Origin of the sequence: Azospirillum himalayense (assembly GCF_042657465.1) — a bacterium.
Taxonomy (GTDB): Bacteria; Pseudomonadota; Alphaproteobacteria; order Azospirillales; family Azospirillaceae; genus Azospirillum; species Azospirillum himalayense.
Genome location: NZ_JBHSLC010000081.1, coordinates 1 through 19,032, shown reverse-complemented (window position 1 = coordinate 19,032; position 19,032 = coordinate 1). Strand labels below are relative to the sequence as shown.

The following is a 19,032-nucleotide window of genomic DNA, read 5'->3' as shown; positions in this document are numbered from 1 at the left end:
CAAAATCGCATCCCTCCGTTTCCCACATCGCTGAATCCTCGCACCGCTGGCCCGCCGCCAAGCGGCCCCCGCACTCGACGCCGCCTCACCATGAAGCTCGCCATTCCGGCGGGCTTTTTTGTTTCCGGAGCCTGCCATGACCGATGCTGTTCTTCGCGTAGCCGTAGACCCGACCGGCGCCGAGCAAGGCGGGCGCGTGGTCCGACGAACGCTGGAGGATATCGCGAACAGCGCCCGCGATGGGATGTCCGCTGTGGACCGGTACAATTCCACTTTGGGGGCCGGAGCTACCGCTGCCGACATCTTCCGAAGGCAGATGCAGGCGATCCAGGCGCAGATGCGGGCTGCCGAGCAGGCCGTCCAGGCGCAGAACCGCGCGGTCAACGACCTCTCCGTCAGATTTGATGTGCTGCGCGAGCGGGCGAAGAACGCCGTCGCGTCACTACAGGACTTCGGGCGAACCAAGTTCTCAGGCGATCTCGCCTCTCAGATCGACCGGCTGTCCTCCAGCATGGCCGCAGCCATAGACCAGGGTGGCCGCCGGGCAGTCTCTGCCGCCCGTGCATCGCAACGTGAAATGCTGGACATCATCAAGGCCGACCTTAGGCAGCAGGAGGATGCCGTCAAGCAGGCCGCCGCCCGGAAGATCGCGGGCGCCGAGGAAGAGTACCGGCGCATCGCGGATCTGCATAAGGGTGCGAAAACCGAAATCGCCGAACAGGAGCGAAAGGCAGCGTCCGAAGCATTGGCCCTAATCAAGAAGACCGCTGCCGAAGAAATCGCGGCACAAGAGGCGGCTACCAAGTCGATGGTTGCCGATTTCAAGCGCCGCACCGACGAGATTATCAATCTCAAGCGGCGCGAGAACACTGCCCAGGCTGAGTACGAGCGCGGCAACGCGGCGCTCGCCCGCTCGAATGAGAACCTGCTGCGCTCGCAAAAGCAACTCGACGACTTGCACGCGCGCAGTTCGCAAGCCCAATTCAACGGAGCCCTCGGCGTATCGCCGGGCGCCTCGAAATCGGCCGCAGAGTCGGCGGCTGTGTTCGAGGAAAACGAACGCAAGATGGCGCTGCTGGCCACCCGCGCCAGCGCTCTGAAGGAAAGCCTGGACCCTGCCGCGAAGGCACAACGCCTGTTCGCTGAAAGTGTCGCCGACACCGATGAACTGTTGGCGCATGGCCTCATCACCCAGCAACAGCATGTCTCAGCAGTAACGCGCTATCGCGAAAACATGCTGAAAGCGTCGAGTTCAAATGATAACGCCGCACATTCGACCAAATTAGCTGCGCACGAGGTAACGAACCTCACGTATCAGCTTCAGGATGCGGCTGTTCAGCTTGCCGGTGGGCAGAACCCGTTACTCATTTTGATGCAGCAAGGCCCACAGGCCACCGGTGCGGTCGGTGGCCTTGGTCGGGCGATGCAGCTTCTGTTGACCCCGATCGGTATTGCCGTGCTTGCCATCGGCTTGTTCGTCGCGGCGGCGGCTGGCGTGATCGGCCTTCGGGAATCCTACGCCTCGTCGGTGCGCGAGATGACCAACGCTAACCGGCTCATGGGTAACACGCTCGGCGCGACCGCTGGGCAGATGGAAGCCTTGGCTGAGACGGCAGCGGAAGCCGGCGACGTCTCCGTCAAGGCTGCCCGCAGCATGGTGGCGGAATACAACCGCGTCGGCGCGATTGGCGGAAGCACTATCCAGAGCCTCATCGGAATCACGCGCGACTATGCCGTGCTGACCGGGCAGGACGCTGTATCTGCCACTGCGGAACTTGCCGGAATTATGAAAGACCCGGCGCGCGGCGCGGCGGAACTGGCGGACCGGTACAACCTGCTATCCGGCGCGATGCTCGACCACGTACGCCGTCTCCAGGAGACCGGAAACAAAACCGAAGCGCAGCGCGTGTTGACCGAAGCGCTGACCCAGCGGGTGAAGGGAGCGGCCGACGACACGAGCGTCTGGGCTCGCGCGTGGGATTGGGTTGCTCGCGCCGCCAGCAACGCGGGCGACTCCATGGGGCGCGCCATCGACCGCGCGGTGAAGGGACCATCGCTGGACGAGCGCCTTTCCGCAGCGCAGGCGTCCTTGACGAAGTTGCGGGAGATGAAGCAGGAAGAAGACGCGCTCGGTTCCCGCGACAAGTCCTGGCAGCCGGGGCAGTCCATCGGAGAGCCGATGCGCCCCCGCCCTTCTGTCAGCCCGGAACTCGCGCAAGCCGAACAGGAGGTGGAGCGGCTTCGCGAATTGGCGCGCGAGCGGAACCGAGGTGCGGCCATGCAAGGCATCGCGGCGAACAACAACGCCGCCAGCCGCGCCGCCCTCGACGTTGCGCAAAAGTATGACGACCTCGGCGCAACTCTCCGGAAGGCCGAAGGCGACCTCGCCACGCTGCAAAAGGGCCTCGGCCCCGGCATGGGCTCGGCCGCGGCACAAGGCGGGCGGACCGTCGAAGCCCTGAAGAACCAGATCGCCGACCTGACACAGGTTCAGGCTTCCGGTCTCGACCTAGCAACCTTCAAAAGCCGCGAACTCGCCAAGGTCGAGCAGCAGGCCGCCGGCATGGTCGGCCCGGCGCGCGAGCAGTATCTGGTGCAGGAGCGGACCCGCATCGCGCTTCTCGGCACCGCCACCACCGTCGCTCAGCGGAGCGCGCAGGCGCAGACCGCAGTTGCGCAGGCGAATGCCGGAATTGCTACCAGCACCGCCGATGCCACGCGCGAACTTTCCCTTCAGGTCGCAGCGCAGGACCGCCTCGCCGCCGCCGCCGGACAGGGAGAAGCGGCGCAGCGCCGGGCGACCATTGAGAACGCCGTTGCCGCCGCCTCGCTGAAGGGGCTTGGGCAAGCCACGCGCGAAGCCCTTGAGGCGCAGGAGGCCGCGACCGTCCGGCAAATCCGCGGCGACCAGACGCAGCCGATCCTTGACCAGATCCGGGCACAGGAAGCCCTTGCGGCGGCCTACGCCCAAGGTGCGCCCGCCGTCCAGGCGGCCGAACTCGCGTCCAAGGCACACGCCATGGCGCTGAGGGAGGGAGCGGTTGGCACGGATCAGTTCAACAAGGCGTATGCCCACTATCTGGACCTGCTCCATAAGGGGACTTCTGCCGACTTCGGCGCGTCCATCGCCAAGTTCAACGACCAGATTGACGAGCAGCGGAAGAAACTGGAGGTGCGCGCCCAAATGCTCGGGGCGACCGACCAGCAGAAGTCCGCGATCCAGGTCCAAGCGGATATCGACTCTTGGCTGAAGTCGCAGAACAAGACGTACGAGTCCCTGACGGCTGCTGAGCGCCAGCGGGTCGATAACGCCCGGAATGCGGCCATTGCGAACGCCGACCTCGAACTGTCGATCCAGCGGCAGGAAGACGCCATGAAGGCGGTCGCCGACACGCTGGAGCGGGCTTTCGAACGGGTGGGAGACGCCATCGTCGACGCCTTTGTCGCCGGCAAGGGCGAGGGGGTAAGCTTCGGAAGCGTCATGAAGGGCGTTATTGCGTCCATCGCTTCCGACATGGTGAAGCTGGCGTTCATTAACCCCATGAGGAACGCCGTTTTCGGCGGCGGCTCTCCATCCCTGTGGAACGCTTTCGGCTCCAACGCCAACCAGAACGCCGCCAACCAGAGCGGTATGGGCGGCGTCGGAGACTACCTGTCGCTTGGCGCTAAGTTCATTCCCTCTTCGTGGATGAACGGGGCGCTGAACGGTGCTGCGTCGGCTCTGGGCATCGGCGGGGCGTCCATTGCGGCTCAGGGTGCTGCGGCCTCCACGATAGCCGAAGTTGCTGCGGCTGACGTGATGGCCGCTTGGGGTGCTGGTGGATCTGGCATCGCCGCCGGTAGTGGTGCGGGCGCTGGTGCGGCCAGCACCCTTGCGGCTGGTGCTGGTGACGCAGCCATGGCCGCTGGTGGCGGCCTGACGGCTGGCGGCTCCGCGCTTGCCAGCGTGCTTGGTCCTGCCGCGGCCGGTTTCGGCATCGGAATGCTTCCCGGGATGTTCGGCGCGAACAAGGTGGTGTCCGCAGGCATCGGTGCGGCCGGTGGCGCCGGCGTCGGCTTCCTCATTGGGGGGCCGGTCGGGGCACTCATCGGCGGTGGTGCCGGCTTGCTCGGTGGCATTTTTGGCGGTCAGACCAAGCCATCGAACCGGGAGGGCAATGTCTCCATCGACTTCGCCGCCGGCACCACCACGGTCGGCGGACAGGAGGGGAAGAAATACAGCGCGGAGAATCGACAGGCCGCGCAGGGCATCGGCAGCCAGATCCAGCAGCTCGCCGCGACATTGGAGGCGTTGCTGCCCGGCCAGCAGATCAAGGGCCAGGGCCTGATCGCGGTCGGTGACCGGGACGGGCTGCGAGCCGAGTATGCTGGGCAGACGGCGAAGTTTGGAAAGGAGGATACCGCCGGTTTGGCCGCGTGGTTCGCCACACAGTTCGCCGCCGACATGAAGAGTGGTTTCGAGCGTGGCGACTTGCCGGCGCAGGTGGCCGACAACCTCCAGATCGTTCTGGATCGCGGGGTGACCAGCGGCGTCGAGCAGTTTGTCGCTGATCTCCAACTCGCCAGCACCGATTTCTCCAAGCTCTTCGATGAGGTTGGCAAGGCCCAGCCGGATCAGGTGGCTGCGGCGGTGAAGCAGGCTTCCGACCAGTTCATCGCCATGCGGGACAGCGCCACCGCCCTGACCCTCGGCATCGAGGGCATGGCGGAAAGCGTCGGCGGCGCCTTTGACCGTATCATCGACTCCGGCATCCGTGCGGCCAAGGGGCTGTCCGCCATCGATAGCGCACTGGCCATCGGTGAGACCTTTACGAAGACCGCGACCGCCCTGGTCGTGGCCGGGCAGGACCCCGCCAAGGCGATCAAGCTGTATGAGGCGCAGATGGGCGCGCTCGTCAACAGCTTGGACCCCAAGGCCCTCGACGAGATGGCCAAGGCCCTGAAGGGGGTCGATGACGTCGCCGTCGCCTTTGCCAGCGAGCGCAAACGGCAGCTTGAGCAGGCGGCGCGCGACACCTATGAGGTCGACGCCGCGGCGCGCGTCCGTGCCGCGCAGGTCACGCTGGGGCAGATCACGCAGGACGAAGCGGATCGCCTGAATCTGGAAGCCCAGCATGTCGCCGAGCTGGTCGACGTCACCGACCCGCTGCTCCGCGCGAGAAAGCTGGAAGTCCATGAGATGGAAGACCAGGCCCTCGCTGCGGAACAGGCCGCAAAGGCGACTGCTGAATTGGCGGAGAAGCAGAAGGCCCTCATCTCGGCCGGCGCCTCCATCCGCTCATGGATCGACCAGCAGCGCTCTACCGCAGGCGTCGGCGTCACTCCTGGGGACGCACTGGCAAACGCCAAGGCGCAGTTCGGCGAGGATCTGGCCCTGGCGCGCGGCGGTAACGTCGACGCCTTGGCGCGCATCACCGGGACCGCCGAACGCCTGATGGCCGCACAGGAGGCTATGACAGCGAGCGGCAAGGAAACCCAGGCCATGCGCACTTGGGTGCTGTCGTCTCTGGAGACGCTGCCGGCGACGAAGTCCTATGACCAGCTGCTGTTGGAAGAGATCCAGAAGCTGGGCGGCTCCGTGAAGGTCGATGTCGAGCTTGCGACCTTCCGGGTGATCACCGAGCAACTGAACGCCCTGTCGGATGACGACAGGAAGAAGCTCACGCAGACGCAGACCGTGCTGCGGACGGTGGAAGAAAAGCTCGGGACGTTGCTGTCGGGCGACGACTTGGCATCGCTCATGACGGCCGAGGTCGTGCGCCGTGATGTCGAGCAAAGCCTTAAGCGCTCGCTGACCGACGAGGAGATGGGGAAGCTGGCCGGCGCCGGCGATGTGATCCGAGACGTTCAGGAGGTTTTGAAGAAAACGCTGACCGCCGCCGAAGTGGCCTCCCTCATAGCTGGCGGCGACATCACCCGGTCGGTCGCCGAGAAGCTGGGTGTCACGCTGACCAGCGACCAAGTCGCCAAGCTCGTGCTGGGCGGCGACGTTACCCGCACAGTCGGCGAGGTGATGGGCGCGGCCCTGACCAGCGAGCAGGTGTCCGCACTCGTCAAGGGCGGTGCCGTTGATCGCACCATCACGCAGACCATCGGGCGCGACCTCACCGCGGAGGAGCGCGCCGGTCTCGTCGTCGCCATGACCGTTGGTCGCAGCGTCGAGCAAAGCCTTGGGCGAGTGCTCACCGCGGCTGAATGGGCACAGATTATCCTGCCGGGATCGGTGCAGCGCGTGATCGGCCAGCAGATCGACCCGGCGACCGGGTCCCCGCTTGTGCCCGGCGGCACGGTCACACGGACGGTGGCGCAGACGGTCGAGACGACCGAGACGGTGCAGATCAGCCGCAGCATCGACGACAAGCTGTCCGGCATCCTGGGCAGCATCAATCAAGGCATCCAGAACAACCTCGTCCAGCTCAACGCCATTGGCACTCTGCTGCACGCCAATGGGACCTATGAAGTGAATACGATGTACAACACCGCCACCGTCGCGGAGCGGCTTGGCGGCGTCGGGCTCCGTGCGGCGGGCGGACCTGTCGAGGCGGGCCGATCCTACATCGTAGGCGAGTTCGGGCCGGAGAAGGTGACCTTCGGGGCGGCTGGCTACGTCTACCCGACCGGGGTGGAGCCGCCGGCCAACGACCGTTGGGCGTCGAACATCGCGCCGATCCGCCGGCAGGACTACGCCCCGACGCCGGGCCGGTCAGGGAGCGACGACCGCACGGCAGCCGAGTTGCGGCTGCTGCGGCAAGCCGTCGAGCGCCTGACACGTCTCCTGGAGCGCAATGAGGGCATGGACCAGGAGCAGCGAGCCAAGATCGCCCAGCAGCACGCGGACCTGCTCGACCGCATCGCCGCGGCCACCGAGGGCGCTGAAAAGAGGCTCACCGGCACCGGAGGGTTCTGATGACCACAGTTCATCTCATTGAGCTGGATGCCTTCCACTTGGCGTCCGGCCACATTCATCGTTGGTACCTGTCAACCAAGCCCGGCTACCGGTCCGGCACCGGAGACACCCCGGCGGCGCTGTCGTGGTTGCCGCTGGTGGGAAAACCCTCCGACGTCTCGCTGTCCATCGCCCGCTTGGGTGAGACGATGGGTGCCACCAAGGTCACCCTCGGATCGGTCGAATTAGACAACACCCGTGATTGGCAGGGACAGCGACAGGCGCGGGTCTACGACGTGACGGCGGATGCTTGGATCACCGTCACGCTCCCGGCCCGCCCGCTCAACTTGCTGCTGACCGACTATGCCTTGGCGGGCTGGCCGCTGACGGAAAAGGTCATCGAGGAGGGGGCGCCCTACGCCACTGCCCAGGTGGTGACCCTGGTCACCATGGAAATGCCCGACCCGGACTCCAAGCGCAGCACCATCAACCTGTCGGTTCGCGGGCGGGAGGCTGACTTTGACGATCCTCTCCTGACCGAGAAGTACAGCACCGGCGATGGCGAATCGCTGGCCGACCGGACGAAGGAGCGGACCTTCGGCCACTGTTACATGGAGCCGACCTATCTCGGCATCATCGGCGGGCTTTACCACTGGAGCGTCAACGGCGGGCACCCCATCGAGGGCGTGCCCAACCTATGGGACCGTGGATTCCGGATGGACCCTCGCGCGACTGGAACGCCTGCGAGCAACGAGTTCAAGGTGGACCCGGCCACCGGCATCATCGTGACCGGCAGTCGCCCGCCGGAGATCCTCTGCGAGGTGAAGGGCGACAAGACCGGTGGCGTCTGGCGCCGGCACGTCGGCGAACTGGCCCAGCACCTCGCGGTGACGGTCGCCGCCAAAGTGCCGCTCACCCGCGTGGACACCGCATTGGTCGCAGCCCTGGACGCCCTGCCGCGCGAGGTCGGCTACGCGATCCCGACCGGCTCCAGCCCGACGCTGCGGGAGGCGCTCGACAAGCTGCTTGGCTCCCTGGCACGCGGCTACTGGATCGTGACCGCCGGGGATCTGCTGACGGTCGGCCGGCTGTTGGCGCCCGTGGCTCCCGCCGCCCGCATCTATCGGCGCGGGGTCAACACGCCCGGCCTGACGCCGCGCAGCACCGATGCCAGAGGTTTGCCCGCGAAGACGGTGACCCTGCGCTACGCCCCGATTCCGAAAGTCACGCAGGCCATCGTCGGTGATGCGCTGGATGAAGATGTCCAGTTGCACAAGGCGCTGTGGCGCGAGGTGACCAGCACCGATGCCGCGACCGCGGCGGCATATCCCGGCGCTCGGTCGCCCACGGTCGAAACCCTGCTGTGGGACCGCACCCATGCGGTAGCCGAGCAGGCGGAGTTTCTGGCCGAGTTGAAGCAGGTCCGGCGCGTCTACGACCTTGTCGCCCAGGACGGCGCCCCCGGCATCGACCGCCGGGCCGTCCTGCAGGTCTTCGATGATCTGGCCGGCTATGAGGCCGGGCGCCTCGTCACGGTCATCGGGCGGATCAACAACGCCCGCTCCAAAATCCCAACCCTCGTCGTTCGGGAGTAGCCGATGGGCTTTGGCCTTCTTGCAGATCGCAACCGCTGGCCGGCTGCGACGCTGACCAGCAATGCCGATTGGGCGTCGAATAGCCCGCTCACATCCTGCCAGTCGCTGCCCTTGCTGACCGCGGCGGTGTCGGAGGGGCTCGGCACCGCCGCCGACCCGGTGGTGATCAGCGCCGTCTTTCCGGAGCGCTACGCCTGCACCTATGCAGGCTGGTGTCGGACCAACTTCCGACAGGCCGCCCGGTACCGGCTGGAGCTGTTCGCCAATGCGTTCACGGGGCCGCTGTTCGACACACGGAACCCGACGACCGGCCGGGACCGGGCGGTGGTGCCGTCCCTGCTTGACTGGCGACAGCTCCGGTGGGGCGACAGCAACCTGTTCCGCGGCGATCTGCCGGCGGAGGACTTCGCGCTCTATCCGACGAACATTCATGTCGTCGTGCCCTATTGCCGGATCGGCAGTGCGCGCTGGACCTTTTACGGCGGGGCCTACGAGCCGGACGGCACCGACGCGGACGCCTACAGCCTGGGCTATGGTTGGATCTCCGACAGCCTCCAGTTCTGGCGCTCCCTCGACGCCGAGGACGGCTATGTCCCGACCGACGAGGTGACGCGCTTCCCCGGCGGCGGCGTCGCGGTCGAGCCGGGCACCGGCTACCGCACGGTGACTGTGCCTCGGCAGGTCAACGGTCGGCAGATCCGCGACAGCCTGTTCGATCTGGCCCGGCGCGTGGACTTCCACAAACCGGTGGTCTGGCTCCCCAACATCGACGACCCGGCGGCCTGCTTCCGCTACGGCGGCCTCTTCCAGCGGCGCGGCGACCACACCAACCGCTGGTTCGCCTCCTCCTACACCAGTTCCAGCACCTCGCTTGAGGAGATCACCACATGACGACGCAGAGCGACCTGCGCGCCATCAACGGCGACATCTACAACGGCAGCACCAACCCCGGCGGTCTGGACGGTCCCGGCGGCATGGAGGCCAACTTCCCGCGGGCGCTGGGGCTGATCGCCCAGGGCCTGGACGACATGGCGACGTACCTGTCGCAGGCCAATTTTCTCGCCGCCCAGGCGTCCGTGGCGACTATCCTGCAGCTCTGTCAGGCCCTGGTAGCGCAGATCACCATGGGCAGCACCACCGCGCTCGCGTTCCCTGGCGTCGACAAGCTGCTGCTGTCGACGCCGAACGTTGCGCAGGTCTTTGTCTACGACACCCGCCTGGACGACCGACTGCTGGACGGATCGCGCTGGAATGAGCCGGGCCGGTGCTCGAGCCTGTCCTACTGGCACGAGGCGCCGGGCACCTATGCCGGCGTGAAGCGTGATGTCCCCGCTGTGGTGGCACTCACCGTGTTGCAGGAGCAGTGGTTTGCCCACGACGCATTGGACCTCGATCCGGTAACCGGGGTGCCCCGCCTCTGGAGGGCATCCAACCCGACCGGGAACGGGCTGGTGCTGTGCGGCCCTGCCGCGCCGATCACCTGTGTGTTCGGGCTCAACGGTTACATCTACATCGGCAGCGGCATGGGCCTGCACGTCATCAGCCTTACGGGAGACTGGTGCGACCGCTACGACAACTCGGGCCGTCGCCGCCGGCTCGGCACCTTCGCACAGCGAAACACCGTGCTTGCGGAGGGCGCGACATCGGCCTCTGGCGCCCTGGTCGCAACCTCCGTCAATGCGGTGCATGCCCGCGTTCTCCCCGGCGCTCCGCTCGACGCCGCGGGCCTGCCGATCCCAACCGTGGCTGTGGCGACCTCCGCGGGCGTGAGCGTGATTCACCCGAATGGGGTGATCGCCAACATCACGGGTATCAACGGCATCCAGCGGGTGTTCCTGACCGACAAAGCCATCTTCGTCGCGCGCAACACAAATGATGATGGGCGTGGGGTGCACTACCGGTTCCCAATTCCATATGCAAACATCGTTGCGTATCAGTTCCTCTACGCCCCGCTCACCTCGTATCCGTCCATGCTGTCCGGCACGGCATTGCATTCACCCCAGTTCGCCGTCGCAGGGGATTTGCTGATTTCGGGAAAGAACGTCGGCCTGTCCCTCCTGGTGGATGATTACGCCAACCCTGCCAACGGCATGGTCGCCTACATCACCAAGGACTACGCAACCGGCTGGCAGCCCGGCGATATCCGACTTGCCACGCTGTGCGACGGTGCGACGGGGGCTATCACTGGGGGGCAGGTGGCCGACCGCAGCTACAAGAACAAGCCATTGACCGTCTACGGCACGCTGGCGCGCAATCCGGTGGCGGTCGGTGCTGAGATGATGGCGTGGTCGGGATTCAGTGCGAGCAACTACCTGGAGCAGCCGTACAACGCCGACCTCGACTATGCCGGCGACTTCTTCTTCGCCGCCTGGGCCAACTTCACGGTGGCTGGAGGAATGGCCGTCCGCCGCGGTAACCCCGGCGCGATCACGACTGGTCCTCGCGTCAGCATAACCGGCAACGGGGCAAAGATGCGGTTCACAGCAAACGACGGCACGACTGGAGCATCCGTCGATACCGCCGATATCCAGGCTGCGGGCTGGCATCTGGTGCTCTTCTGTCGTCGTGGCGCAACGCTGGAGGCGTGGACGGATGGTGGGCTGTCCCAGTCAGCAGCGGCCCCGACCGGCACCCTCGCCAACGCAGCCGCAGTGACCCGTATCGGCTGCGAACTGGATGGCACCAATGTCTGGAACAGTCTGGCCATTGCGTTGCTCCGCTCCGGGGCCTACGCGCCCACCCCGGCGCAAATTCGCAAAATGTTCGCCGACGAGGCTCCGCTGATGCAGGACGGTGCCCGCTGCCTGCTTGGCGGCACGAGCAACATCGTCACTGCCTTGGGCCGCTGCCCGCTGACCGGACGGGTGCCGGTTGGGACGGGCGACGGTGTTTCAATCTTTTCTGGACTGCGTCGCGTCAGCTACTTGGACGAGGTGGTGCTTGCCGCAACCACCTCCGACACCATCCGCTCCGTGTCCCTGTGTGGCGGTACGCTGCTGATCGGCACGGCGGCCGAGGTGGGCGTGGTGCAGGACGCCATCGGCGGCAAGGAAGCGATCCTGGCTGGCGGCCCACGTCCGGTCGGCGGCGGCTTCACAGCACGCGGCGTCACCACCGATGCGACCCCGCTCGATCTGGCGCCGCGGATTCTGGTGGGCGAGCGCGAGACGGTGCAGGTGGAGGCGCGGATCATCGGGCGCGTCGTCGGCGCCGCGGACACCGAGCGGCTGAGCTACGTCCGCAAGGCCACCTACTATCGGGACGGTGGCGGCAACGTCACGCTCCAGGGATCGGTCCAGACCATCGGTACGGATACCGAGGTGACTTCCACCGCGGACGCCACCCTGCAAATCGACACGGCGGCGCAGACGGTCGCCGTCCGCGTGACCGGCGTGGCGAGCAAGCGGATTGCGTGGAGCGCCAGTATCATCGTCAACCGCTCACCTACAGAGGAGACCAGCTATGCAGCCTGACCAGCTTCCCGATTCCTACAAGGGCGGGCGCCTGCTTTACCGGTGGGCGTGGGTCGAGATCGTGCCGGCGGTGCTGGACCCGGCGACTGGCGACGAGCTGGAGCCCGCCGTCTTCGGGCCGCGGTGCCCGGAGCCGCCGCTTGATGTTTTCGCCGCTACGCCGGAGGAGATCGAGGCGGCGCTGGCCGGGAATGCCGAGGTCCGGGCGCTCGTCGTTGCCGCCCTGCCGCCGGCCAAACCAATCGTCGTCTCGGAGTTCGACGCCGAGGGCAACCTGATCGGGGAGCGCGAAGTCACCCCCGAGCCGCCCGCCGCTCCGGTGGTGCCGCTGGAGGTGCTGAAGGCCGCCGCGGTGGACCTGATCAACGCCCGTGTCGGCGATCTGCGCGGCCTGCACATCACCGTGACGGTGGGGCAGTCGGCCACCTACCTCGAAAAGCAGGACGAGGCCGCTCGGCATGCGGCCGGCGACAGCGGCCCGTTTCCATACCTCTCGGCTGAGGCCTCCGCCACCGGCTCCACTTTGAACGACGTGGCCGCCCTGGTCGGCGCCACGGCAACCGCCTGGACCGCGGTCAACGCCGACCTGGAGGGCAAGCGACGCGCTGCGGTGGAGGCCGTCAAAGCCGCCGAGACGCCCGTCCAGGTGTTCCAAGCCTGCACCCACCTTCGGTCCTGATCGCCCGCGACAAGACTCCCAACCCGTCCACGATCCCGGCCGCCACGAGCGGCCTTTTCTATGCCCGCGCCACGGCGCCGGGCCGCAGGAGGTCCCATGCCCGATCCATCGTCCGCCGCTGACGGCGGTGTCCTGTCCAACATCTATTCGCAGATCGCCGCGGGGGTCGGCGGCAGTCTTGTCGCGTGGCGGCTGCTGGTGTCCTTCGGGCGGCAGGACCGCGCCGCGAAGATGGAGGCGGAGATCCGCGCCGACCTTCGCCAGCAGATCGCGGACCTCCGGGCGCAGGTGGTGCAGTTCCAGGCCAACATCGCCGACATGGCCCACGAACGAAACGAAGCGGTGAAGGTGCGTGGCCAGCTCGAAGCTCGCATCGGCATGACGGAGGAGCGGCTTGCCGCGACGCGGACCGAGCGGGACGAGGCCAGAACCGCGCTCGTTCGGGTCCAGCAGGAGAACGAGAACCTGATGGCGACGAACCAGCGGCTGGTCGAAGACGCCGCGGTCGCTGAGGCTGAAGCCCGTGGGGCGCCGACCGGTACGAAGCCCACGGCGCGGCAGGTGCCCGGAGAGCGGCCATGGAAAGGCTGAACGATCCGGGCCAGCACGACGCCCAGCAGGTCGCTGCGCAGGCCCTGGCCGATTGCGAGGGCAGCAAGGACGATGCGCTCCTGCTGTTGGCGCACCTCCTCATCAACGCGCGACGGGGCATGTGCTCCGGCTTCCAGCGGCTCGGGCCGCAGCGGAGGGGCGGCTGATCCCGCCTCCGCGTAACGCAAAATGTAACGCATAAATCCATGGAGCATCCCATGCCCAACGTGCCCGTCGGCGCGGCTGAAGCCGTGCGCCTGCCCACCGTCGTCGGCGCCGCGCGCCCGCTCGGCCCCACCGACATCGCCACCGCTGCCGCCGCCCTCGGTGTCGAGGAGGCGGCCTATCGCGCCGTCCTGATCGTGGAGACCGGCGGCCGCAGCGCCTTCCGGGCGGATGGCCGCATGCCGATCCTGTTCGAGGCCCATATCGCGTTCCGCCTCAACGGTGGGGTGACCGTGCCTGGTCTGGCGGAACTGCGCTGGGACCGCAGCCTTTACTCCAGCACGGCGGCCGGCGAGTACGACCGGCTGAACCGGGCCTGCCAGCATCGGGCTATCGGGCCGGCGGTCGCCCTCAAGGCATCGTCCTGGGGGATGCCGCAGATCCTGGGCAGCAACCACGCCCTGTGCGGCTTCAGCGACGTCGAGAGCTTCGTCCGCGCCATGGCGGACAGCGCCGTCGCCCAGCTCGCTGCCTTCAACGCCTTCGTCACGGCGCGCGGGCTGGTTCCGGCCCTGCGGGGCAAGCGCTGGAGCGAGTTCGCCCGCGGCTACAACGGGACGGACTTCGCCGCGAACGCCTACGACGAGAAGCTGGCCGCCGCCTACCAGCGGGTTCGCGGCGCCGCGGGTGACGGCGTGCTGGGGATCGGAGACGTCGGGCCGGACGTGGCCGCCCTGCAACGGGCGCTCCAGCGCTGTGGCTTCCCGGCCATCGTGGAGGACGGCGACTTCGGTCGGCGGACAGCCAACGCGGTTGAGCAGGTCCAGGCCGGGCACAGGCTGCCCGTCACCGGGCGGGTGGACACGCGGACGGCGATCGCGCTGGGGCTGGTGTGAGAAATGGTGGAGACCATTGAGTATGCCAAACGACAACATGCAAACCGCGGCGCCGATGGGTTGTCTGGAGATGCCGTGAACGACATTTTTTCTCGTTCACGATGCATTCACCTATACATAAACGGGAAAATAAGTAGTGTTTCGTCCAAAAAGTAACTCTAGTGGGGCGCGGACATGACAGTTAATTCATCTGCCATGACAATCTCTCCCGCACAGTTCATCACGAAGTGGAAGGCTAGCAAGCTTACCGAGCGTAGCGGGTCGCAGACACACTTCAATGACCTATGCTATATGCTCGGCGAAGCCCCACCGTCGGCAGCCGATCAAGACGGCTCCTCCTATTGCTTTGACCGCGGCGTCAATAAATTGGGGGGCGGTAAGGGGTGGGCCGATGTCTGGAAGCGACAGCATTTCGGCTGGGAGTACAAAAGCAAAGGTAAGGATCTGGATGATGCCCTCGTTCAGCTTCAACGCTACGCCCTTGCATTAGAAAATCCGCCTCTCTTGGTGGTGTGCGATATGGAGCGTTTCCGCATCCACACCAACTGGACGAATACAGTCTCGCAGACCATTGAGTTAACCCTTGATGATTTGCATGATCCGAAGGCACTTCAGAATCTTCGATGGGTTCTCGCCGCACCGGAAAAGCTGAAACCGGGGTTGACGCGAGAAGCACTCACCCGAGATGCCGCACAACGTTTCGCTGGGTTGGCGGCCGATTTGCGGGCGAGAGGGCATGAAGCTGGAGCCGTCGCACATTTCATCAACCGTCTCGTCTTCTGCATGTTCGCTGAAGATGCCGGCCTGCTCTCGAACCATCTGTTCAGCCGCATGCTTGAGGTTGCGAAGGGGAACCCTACACGGTTCCTCCCGATGGTTCGGGAACTGTTCGGTGCCATGAAAAGCGGTGGTATGGCCGGTTGGGAAGAGGTGCCATGGTTCAATGGTGGCTTGTTCGACAGCGACAGTGCCATTCCTCTCTCAGCAAGCGAAATTACGCAGGTCTTCGAGGCTGCGGAGTTAGACTGGTCAGAAATGGACCCGGCCCTCTTTGGAACGCTATTTGAGGGCGGTCTCGATCCAGACAAGCGGAGCCAACTGGGTGCCCACTATACCGACGGCGACAAAATTCGCATGATTGTCGAGCCGGTTGTTGTGCAACCACTTTTGGCGGAATGGGAAATCGAAAAAACTCGCATTTCATCGATTATGGAGAATTTGCATAAATCAAAATCTTTATCCTCAAGGAATAAATACGCAAAGGAAGCTAGGAACATTTTTAGGGAATTCCTCGAGCGCCTGTGGACATTCCGTGTTCTTGATCCAGCGTGCGGAAGTGGCAATTTTTTATATATATCTTTATTGGCATTAAAAGATATTGAGCATAGAATAAGTATAGAAGCTGAGGCAATGGGACTTCAAAGAGAATTTCCGAGGGTTGGACCTGAAGCCGTATTGGGTATAGAAATTAATCCTTTTGCTGCAGAGCTAGCAAGAGTGTCAGTTTGGATTGGAGAAATACAGTGGATGCAGCGAAATGGATTTGGTGTCAGCCGAAATCCAATTCTGAGAAGTCTACATACTATTGAGTGTCGAGACGCAGTGATTGATAATGGTCTGGTGGCGGCTTGGCCAAAAGCTGATGTAATTATAGGAAACCCACCGTTTCTTGGTGCTAAACTCATGAAGCGTAGACTTGGTGTCGCGTACACTGATGAATTACGGTCTGTCTATAAGGAGCGTCTCGCCGGGTTCTCGGACCTCGTGTGTTACTGGTTTGAGAGGGCCAGAGAGCAAGTCCTAGCAGGTAAAGCACATAGAGCCGGTTTAGTGGCGACAAGTTCGATTTGTGGAGGTACAAACCGTCCCGTTCTCGACAAAATATCTACTGATCTTGAGATATATAATGCATGGAGTAAGCAGCCTTGGACAATAGAAGGTGCAAGGGTTGAGGTGTCTCTTATTTGCTTTCAGGCCAAAACTAACAATAAACCAATATTTCTGGATGGCTCGCAGGTCTTGGCAATTAATTCAGATTTAACTACTGGCGTCAACTTAACCAAAGCGAAGCCGCAAATTCATAATTCTGGCGTATCCTTTCTTGGAATACAGAAAAGTGGACCGCACGATGTTAATGGCGAGATCGCGCGAGCGTGGATGAAGCTTCCGAGCAACCCAAATAAAATATTCAATCATGAAGTGCTTAAGCCATACAAAAATGGAGATGATTTAACTTCGAGAAATAGAGATCGATGGATTATTGACTTTCCGATAAACTGTGACGAGTTCAGTATATCTTTGTTCGAAGATATTTATAAGTATCTTCTGAATTCCAAGTATGATCCGGAGAGTCTTAAAGATACGCGTGGCTTAGTGGAAGCTCGGCAAGAATCTCGTGACAGACACGCCCGCGATAGATGGTGGGAACCATATTGGCCGCGCCCGGAAATGCGTGCCCGCATTCAAACGTTGCCACGATACATAGTAACCACTGAGACATCTGAGCATCGCATTTTTATATGGCTGAAATACCCTGTGCTCCCAGACAAAAACTTAATCGTCATTGCGCGCGATGACGATACGACGTTTGGCATTCTGCATAGTCGATTTCATGAATTATGGGCTTTGCGATTGGGTACTAGCTTGGAGGATAGGCCACGATACACATCTACCACCACATTTTCAACTTATCCTTTCCCTGATGGTCTGACGCCTGATCTTCCGGCGTATGCCTACTCCGTTGATTCCCGGGCGCAAGAAATCGCAAAAGCATCGAAACTTCTTAACGACTTGCGCGAGTCGTGGCTGAACCCTTCTGAGCTTGTGGAGCGAGTACCAGAGGAAGTCCCAGGATTTCCTGATCGCCTCATCCCCCGTGACGATAAGGCTGCGGCCATTTTGAAGAAGCGGACACTGACCAATCTTTACAACGAACGACCAGCGTGGCTTGCGAACGCACACCGGCAATTGGATGAGGCTGTAGCTGCTGCATACGGTTGGCCCGCTGATTTATCTGATGAGGACGTCCTGTCCCGTTTGCTGGCCCTGAACATAGCCCGGAGCTCACCGGCTGGTATGGAAGTCGCTATAGCTGGACGGGAAATGGAGATGGCATAGGAATGCGGCGCCGACTTCCAGCCCCTCGGTGAAGCATCACTCGGAAGTTCGGGCCGAGCAGCGGGTGGACCGCCCAGGTCTGCCACTACTTCATCCGCTCGGGTCGAATCGATCTCTGCGGCGACAGCTCGCACGCGCTCGCCGGCCAGACGGCGGACCTGCCGGACGTCCCGATGGACAAGTTGGATTGAGGGCGTGACCGCCGGGAAGGGGCGTCACCCCCTACGTTCGGTCGAGCCATCCGAAGATGGGCCGACGCCGGCCCGTGTTGTCCGGTCCACACGGCGGTCACTGTCCGCGACGTGTGCATGCTGAGCCGAGGCTCCCCCGCCACCCAATGTCCGAAACGTCTTCGCTGACTGCCCAAAGCCTACAGCACCGAGGTTTCACCCACCAGCGGCCCGGCACCCCGCCCGGCGGCTTTTCCTTTTCCAGAGTCCCATGACCGACCTCCTCAACCCGAAGCGACCCGCCATCCGTTTGGGCGCTGGATCAACGCAACGGTGAATGTCGAGAAGCGGGTGCTCGACCGGCTGAAGAAGCGCAGGGCGGCAGAGGGAGCGATGTTTGATGCGGGTTGATTATGGGACGCCTATCGTGCCGGGGTTGGCATGTCAGCAGGCCAATGGCTCTACAAGCAATAGTGCTCATCGGCACGGCGCGTGATAAAAAATTGAGCCTACCTCGTGCGAGATGAGAATGAGAACCCCTCCAGCTTTAACAGCTTTCCGAAACGTCTTTTTTGGGCTGCTGTCACTACTCTCCATTGTAGCTCTGACTGGGCCGACGGCTGCGGAACCGGCCTACGGTTTCGCACCAGGGGACACACTGCCGATCTTCACATTCCACGGCGAGGACGGTGTCCGTCGCTCAACGGCGGAGTTTCGTGGCAAGTGGTTCCTGTTCAAGCGGGGAGCAGAATGGTGCATGCCGTGCATCGGAGAGCGGCCTTCGGTAGAGAGCTTCATGAAGGCCCACCCCGAAGTGCCTGTCGTAATGATCGTTTCCCCGCGTCCCAGCGAGACCGACCAGGAAGGGGCGTTCCAACGCGACCTTAGCTATCAGCGGCGTAAGGGGCTGCGTACGGACTACCTCGCCTTGTCTGACGGCCGCGACCCAGCTCCCCGCGACCTTCCGACGCCGAAGTCCGTCACCGACCTTCCGCTGACCGTCGTCGTCGATCCGCTGGGCGTTATCGCCGCGGTGTGGACCAGCACGTACCAATACCAGCGCCACTTCATGAGGCATGGGATCGTCGGCAAGGCTGAACCAGAATTCCGGGACTACGTCGAGGCTTTGCTTTCGTGTAAGGGAGCTAAAGGGGTGGCTGCAACCTCCACAGCGCTGGAGATTGCGAAGTCGTTCGACGCTTCCTGTTCATGACGTAGGGCCGCCTCGGCCACCAGTCCAGCACCGCTATCAGCGCTGTAGACCCAGCCCGCCCGGACCTCCGCGGCGGGCTTTTCCTTTTCCGGAGCCCCCCATGACCGAGATCCTCAGCCCCAAGCTGGTCCGTCGCCAGTACGGCGACCTGACCCTGCACGAGCACTGCCCGATCCGCGCCGAGCATGGCGAGAGGCGGCAGTCCGGCTCGCTGCGAGCGTTTCAACCGTCCGGGCGTGAACGTCCT

General features: G+C 63.8%; 10 protein-coding genes. All 10 read left to right on the top strand.

What is annotated here, in order from left to right:
• The first annotated feature begins 136 nt into the window (after positions 1 to 136).
• The 10 genes from ACFPMG_RS23975 (at position 137) to ACFPMG_RS23930 (ending at position 18,785) form a co-directional block, all read left to right on the top strand.
• A complete protein-coding gene (locus ACFPMG_RS23975) occupies positions 137 to 6,907 on the top strand; it encodes a phage tail length tape measure family protein (RefSeq protein ID WP_376997735.1) in 6,771 nt (2,256 codons plus the stop codon).
• Positions 6,907 to 8,481 carry a hypothetical protein gene (locus tag ACFPMG_RS23970; protein ID WP_376997734.1) on the top strand — a complete coding sequence of 525 codons (1,575 nt, stop codon included), beginning with the start codon at positions 6,907 to 6,909 and terminating at the stop codon, positions 8,479 to 8,481. The genes ACFPMG_RS23975 and ACFPMG_RS23970 overlap by 1 nt, the downstream gene beginning before the upstream one ends.
• A 3-nt stretch (positions 8,482 to 8,484) precedes the next feature.
• The gene (locus ACFPMG_RS23965) at positions 8,485 to 9,372 is read left to right on the top strand and encodes a hypothetical protein (RefSeq protein WP_376997733.1); all 888 of its coding nucleotides are present in this window, start codon (positions 8,485 to 8,487) and stop codon (positions 9,370 to 9,372) included.
• Complete coding sequence (locus tag ACFPMG_RS23960) at positions 9,369 to 11,954, top strand: hypothetical protein (protein WP_376997732.1); 2,586 nt, start codon at positions 9,369 to 9,371, stop codon at positions 11,952 to 11,954. Before ACFPMG_RS23965 ends, ACFPMG_RS23960 begins: the two co-directional genes overlap by 4 nt.
• Positions 11,944 to 12,633: a hypothetical protein gene (locus ACFPMG_RS23955; protein ID WP_376997731.1), complete on the top strand. Its 690-nt coding sequence runs from the start codon at positions 11,944 to 11,946 to the stop codon at positions 12,631 to 12,633. Before ACFPMG_RS23960 ends, ACFPMG_RS23955 begins: the two co-directional genes overlap by 11 nt.
• 96 nt (positions 12,634 to 12,729) lie before the next feature.
• The gene (locus tag ACFPMG_RS23950) at positions 12,730 to 13,224 is read left to right on the top strand and encodes a hypothetical protein (RefSeq protein ID WP_376997730.1); all 495 of its coding nucleotides are present in this window, start codon (positions 12,730 to 12,732) and stop codon (positions 13,222 to 13,224) included.
• Positions 13,212 to 13,391 carry a hypothetical protein gene (locus tag ACFPMG_RS23945; protein ID WP_376997729.1) on the top strand — a complete coding sequence of 60 codons (180 nt, stop codon included), beginning with the start codon at positions 13,212 to 13,214 and terminating at the stop codon, positions 13,389 to 13,391. Before ACFPMG_RS23950 ends, ACFPMG_RS23945 begins: the two co-directional genes overlap by 13 nt.
• Positions 13,392 to 13,442: 51 nt before the next feature.
• On the top strand, positions 13,443 to 14,285 hold the full coding sequence (locus ACFPMG_RS23940) for an N-acetylmuramidase domain-containing protein (protein ID WP_376997728.1): 843 nt from the start codon (positions 13,443 to 13,445) through the stop codon (positions 14,283 to 14,285).
• Positions 14,286 to 14,459: 174 nt separating this feature from the next.
• Positions 14,460 to 17,402 (top strand): class I SAM-dependent DNA methyltransferase, encoded by a 2,943-nt coding sequence (locus tag ACFPMG_RS23935; RefSeq protein ID WP_376997727.1) that lies wholly within the window; start codon positions 14,460 to 14,462, stop codon positions 17,400 to 17,402.
• Positions 17,403 to 18,368: 966 nt separating this feature from the next.
• Positions 18,369 to 18,785 (top strand): hypothetical protein, encoded by a 417-nt coding sequence (locus tag ACFPMG_RS23930; protein ID WP_376997726.1) that lies wholly within the window; start codon positions 18,369 to 18,371, stop codon positions 18,783 to 18,785.
• The last annotated feature ends 247 nt before the right edge of the window (positions 18,786 to 19,032 follow it).